This window comes from Chelativorans intermedius (assembly GCF_025398255.1).
In the GTDB taxonomy this organism is placed as follows: Bacteria; Pseudomonadota; Alphaproteobacteria; order Rhizobiales; family Rhizobiaceae; genus Chelativorans; species Chelativorans intermedius.
The window spans coordinates 1-4,632 of the sequence record NZ_JAODNW010000057.1 but is presented as its reverse complement, the minus strand read 5'-3'; the positions used below and the strand labels follow the sequence as shown (position 1 = coordinate 4,632).

The following is a 4,632-nucleotide window of genomic DNA, read 5'->3' as shown; positions in this document are numbered from 1 at the left end:
CAAGTGGGTCTTCGAGGACTTCACAACATACACCTTCGCGGAAAGACCACTTTCCGCTGGACAAGCATCATAGGAGACCACCCATCCCGATACGGGCGAGATCTACGCGCGTCCTCTCACCTACGACGAAGCGGTGCAGAGCCTCGGCCTGCACCATTCAAAGCTCGACGTCGGGGCCTGCGGGCGCCTTCCCTATTATGGCGAGGCGATGGTGCGCCATGTCATTTCCAACCCGACAGCGCCGGAGGGAAGCCAGGAGCGCATCGGCCGCGTACCCAACCCCACTGTTCACATCGCGCTCAACCAGGTTCGCATGCTGGTGAATACGCTGATCGACGTCTATGGTCCGCCTGCCGAGATCGTGCTGGAGCTGGCGCGGGAGCTCAAGCAGAGCGAGAAGCAGAAGGCGGAAGCGACGCGCAGAAACCGCGAGAACGAGGCGGCGAACGAGCGGCGGCGCAACGAGCTTCGAGCCATGGGCCTTCCAGACACCCATGGCAACCGCCTGCTGCTGAGGCTGTATGACGAGCTGCCAGCCGACGAGCGCGTCTGCGTCTATACCGGCACGCCGATCTCGAGAGAGATGCTCTTTTCGGGCGTGGTCGACATCGATCACATACTGCCGCGCTCTCGCACCCTTGACGACAGTTTTCTCAACAAGGTGCTGTGTACGCGGAAGGCCAATCGACTCAAGGGCAACCGCCCGCCTGCCGAAGTCTGGACTGGCGAGGAATTGCGGGTGATCGCCGAACGTGCCGAGCGGCTGTTCAGAAAGAAGGCTTGGCGCTTTGCGCCCGACGCGATGGAGAAGTTCGCCGAGCGCAACGATTTCATCGCGCGATACCTGACCGACAGCCAACACATGGCCCGGCTGGCCAAGGAATATCTTGGCCATCTTTATGGCGAGGACCGCAATCGCCGCGTCTGGGTGACCGCGGGGCGGCTTACCGGAATGCTGCGCAGCATGTGGGGTCTAAACGGACTTCTGAAGGACCACAATCGCCTGGGCGATGAGGAGGAGCGCGAGGTGAAGAACCGCGACGACCATCGCCACCATATGCTGGATGCCTTTGTTATCGCCTGCACGGACCGCCGTATCCTGCAGCGCATCGCCACCGCGGCAGGCCGCGCCGAGGAGCTCGACCTTGACCGCTGGGCGGCGAAAGGGGAGTTTCCCGAGCCGTTCGAGGGCTTTCGCGAGCAGCTGGCAGAAAAGCTCGAAGCGGTGGTCATCTCGCACAAGCCGGACCACGGACCCGAAGGCCAGCTTCATGAGGAAACGGCCTATGGCCTTGTCGATGAGGAAATCGATGGCAAGACATTCAACCTTGTCACGCGCAAGCCGATCCATGCGCTCACCGAGCGCGAAATCGGCCAGGTGCGCGACATCCGGCTGAGAGAGGTGCTGGAGGAGGTTGCCTTTGAAGCCAGGCGCAGCGGAGAAAAGCTGAACGAGGCCCTGGCGCGCTATGGTGCGCAGAACAATATCCGCCGCGTGCGCGTGCTGAAAACGGATCAGAGCGCAGTGGCGATTGCCCACGGCAACGGTCGCTTCCGCAAGGCCTATGTGCCGGGCGACAACCACCGTCTGGAGATTTTTGAAACCGACAATGGGGACTGGAATGGCGAGGCCGTCACCGTCTTCGATGCAAATCGGAAGGGTTTCCAGCCGCGATGGATGCAGACCGAGCCGAGGCCGCGCCTTGTCATGCGCGTGCACAAGGGAGACCTGGTGGAGGCGGATTTTGGCGAGGGGCGCAGCATCTACCGAGTGGTGCGCCTTGAGCCTTCTGCGAAGCGCATCCGTCTCGTCTCGCACCGCGATGCCGGCAACTACGAAGCGCGCCACAAAGATCCCCGCGACCCCTTCCGGTGGAACTTTGCCACCTATGCACGGCTCAAGGAGGCGGGTGCGCAGCGTGTGCGTGTCGACCCGATCGGCCGGGTGACGCCGGTGGAGGAGAGACCGTGATCGGCCGTATTGTCGAGATCGCCGAAGACGGACGCCACCTTTCCAGGTCGCGCGGTTTCCTGACGGTCAGCGCTCAGGGGGCCGAGGTCGGTCGCGTGCCGCTTGACGACGTGGCAGCCGTCGTGGCGAGCGCGCACGGCATCACCTATTCCAACAATCTTCTGGTAGCGCTCGCCGAGCGCTGCGCCCCGCTGGTCATCTGCGGCGCGAACCACCGACCGGCCGCCTTTCTGTGGACCGCCGAAGGGCATCATGAACAGGCCGGGCGAATGTCCGACCAGGCTGCCGCCTCGCGCCCGTTGAAGAAGCGCCTGTGGGCACAGATCGTCTCGGCAAAGATCGAAAGCCAGCGTGCAACACTGGAGGCCGTGGGGGCGCCCCATGAGGGCTTTTTTCTGCTGTCTCGAAAGGTTCGCTCCGGCGATCCCGATAATGTCGAGGCCCAGGCCGCGCGCCGCTACTGGCCCTTGCTGTTCGGCGAGGAGTTCCGCCGGGATCGCCGAGCCGGCGGCACCAACGCTATGCTGAACTACATCTATACCATTCTGCGAGCTGGAACCGCCCGTGCCATCATGGCAGCCGGACTGCACCCGAGTTTCGGCCTTTCCCATCGTCAGCGCGGCAACGCCTTCGCGCTTGCGGACGATCTGATGGAGCCGTTTCGTCCGCTTGCGGACCTCATCGTGCACGATCTGGTCCGCAAGGGCGTGTGTCAGGTTGACCGCACGTCGAAACCCGCGCTCGCGCGCATCCTTGTCACCGACATGAGCACCAAGGAGGGTGCAAGCCCCGTGGGCCTGTGCCTGGAGCGGCTCGCGCTATCGCTTGCCAGGTGTTTTGCAGGTCAAGCACAGAGGCTGGATTTGCCGCGGCGAGCTTTGCCGCTGGAGGCATAAACCGATGGCGCCGCGCTACCCGGCCTTAAGCGGATACCGGATGATGTGGCTCTACGTGATGTTCGATCTGCCTGTGGGCACGAAAGCCGAGCGAAAGGCCGCCACGAAGTTCAGGAATTTCCTGCTCGACGAAGGATTCGAGATGGCACAGTTCTCGGTGTATCTTCGCTTTGCCGAGAGCAAGGAGGCGGCCGAGGTGTTCATCGGCCACATACGCGAAGCCCTACCGAAGAAGGGGAAGGTGCACATTGTCACCATCACCGACAAGCAATATGGAAACGCCCGTGTTTTCACCGGAAGAAAACATGAACAGCGCCCCAAAAACCCGGATCAACTCGCACTGTTCTGAACTCAGCGCGATGCTTCTTAGGCCCTGTAGAAAAGAAAAAAGCCTGGAAATTCCAGGCTTTAGAAGGACATGGAGTATAGCCGCTTAGAGATCGAGCGCCAACCGCAACAGAAGATCAAGAATACAATCATCGCCTACGAGTATAGCCGCTTAGAGATCGAGCGCCAACCGCAACGACGTCCGCGACGGGATCCTGACATGGGGCAGTATAGCCGCTTAGAGATCGAGCGCCAACCGCAACTATTGACGACGAGGAGAAATGGAACAAGGTAGTATAGCCGCTTAGAGATCGAGCGCCAACCGCAACCGAGATGCAGGCATGCCGAATGCGATGGCTAGTATAGCCGCTTAGAGATCGAGCGCCAACCGCAACCACGGCGGTTCGACGCCCTTTCCGAAGACGAGTATAGCCGCTTAGAGATCGAGCGCCAACCGCAACCTCATCCCCCGCCACGTGGGCGATGATGTTAGTATAGCCGCTTAGAGATCGAGCGCCAACCGCAACTTCTTCTTACCGGAAGTGTCCGGCGCGGCGAGTATAGCCGCTTAGAGATCGAGCGCCAACCGCAACCCACCCCCGCGCCTGCCGCACGCTGCCCGAAGTATAGCCGCTTAGAGATCGAGCGCCAACCGCAACGAAATAACTGCGCACGCCGCGTCTGATGGCAGTATAGCCGCTTAGAGATCGAGCGCCAACCGCAACTGAGTATCGGAAACTGAACAAGATCGACGAAGTATAGCCGCTTAGAGATCGAGCGCCAACCGCAACCAATAAGGATATCAAGAACTGGTGGCTTAAAGTATAGCCGCTTAGAGATCGAGCGCCAACCGCAACGACAAGTATCTGCGCGAGCACCTCGCGGAGAGTATAGCCGCTTAGAGATCGAGCGCCAACCGCAACCGCGGCGAGCATGGCCCGGTGCCCGAGGCGAGTATAGCCGCTTAGAGATCGAGCGCCAACCGCAACCCTCGTGGCCGCGCCTCAGAGCGAGCCGACCGATCTGACCGATCTGATCGGGTACTGTCCTGCAAGAAGTGTCTGCCCCGACGTCGCGGAGCCTGCTGGTCGCGGAGCTGCCTCATGCCGCGGCGAACATTTCGTTGTCCGATACGGGGTTCTTTTGGGTGCTCTCGTTCGCGAAGTAGCGCCCGAAGCGGTTTTCCAGGAAGCTGGCGAGGGGGATGTTCTCCTGGCGGATGAAGCCGCGGGAGGGCAGGGAGCCGTCGCGGATCATGTCGAGCGTCGCGCAGATGCCGGCGGCTGTCGTGATCTGGATGGCGCTCCACAACTCGCCGGCCACCTGCTTTGCCGTGACCCGATAGACGGCGGAAACCTGCTGAGAACGGCGGTGAGAAACTAGTCCACGGAAGCGGCGGCATGGAGCTGCTGCGGGCGGCGTAAAAGTCGTCCACCC

The 4,632-nt window shown here is 61.6% G+C and carries 3 protein-coding genes, 1 pseudogene and 1 CRISPR repeat array; of the genes and pseudogenes, 3 read left to right on the top strand and 1 reads right to left on the bottom strand.

Annotated features, from left to right (window positions below; all coding sequences use genetic code 11):
* Positions 1–133 precede the first annotated feature (133 nt).
* From cas9 to cas2, 3 genes are read left to right on the top strand one after another with little or no spacing between them, the layout of a single operon-like run.
* Positions 134–1,972 carry a type II CRISPR RNA-guided endonuclease Cas9 gene (cas9, locus tag NYR58_RS20025; protein ID WP_261522898.1) on the top strand — a complete coding sequence of 613 codons (1,839 nt, stop codon included), beginning with the start codon at positions 134–136 and terminating at the stop codon, positions 1,970–1,972.
* Complete coding sequence (gene cas1, locus NYR58_RS20020; protein WP_261522897.1) at positions 1,969–2,868, top strand: type II CRISPR-associated endonuclease Cas1; 900 nt, start codon at positions 1,969–1,971, stop codon at positions 2,866–2,868. The genes cas9 and cas1 overlap by 4 nt, the downstream gene beginning before the upstream one ends.
* Before the next feature lie 4 nt (positions 2,869–2,872).
* Positions 2,873–3,217, top strand: coding sequence for a CRISPR-associated endonuclease Cas2 (gene cas2, locus NYR58_RS20015; RefSeq protein ID WP_261522896.1), 345 nt, complete (start codon positions 2,873–2,875; stop codon positions 3,215–3,217).
* 73 nt (positions 3,218–3,290) lie between these two features.
* A CRISPR array of direct repeats spans positions 3,291–4,184; the repeat unit is 36 nt; unit sequence AGTATAGCCGCTTAGAGATCGAGCGCCAACCGCAAC.
* A 112-nt stretch (positions 4,185–4,296) separates the two neighbouring features.
* Here the strand turns inward: cas2 and NYR58_RS20010 are convergent.
* A pseudogene (locus NYR58_RS20010) lies at positions 4,297–4,632 on the bottom strand (hypothetical protein); the annotation flags it as partial.

What these genes read in the sequence shown, in the direction of transcription:
- cas2 (WP_261522896.1), top strand. Translation starts at nt 2,873, where the DNA reads ATGGCGCCGCGCTACCCGGCCTTAAGCGGATACCGGATGATGTGGCTC.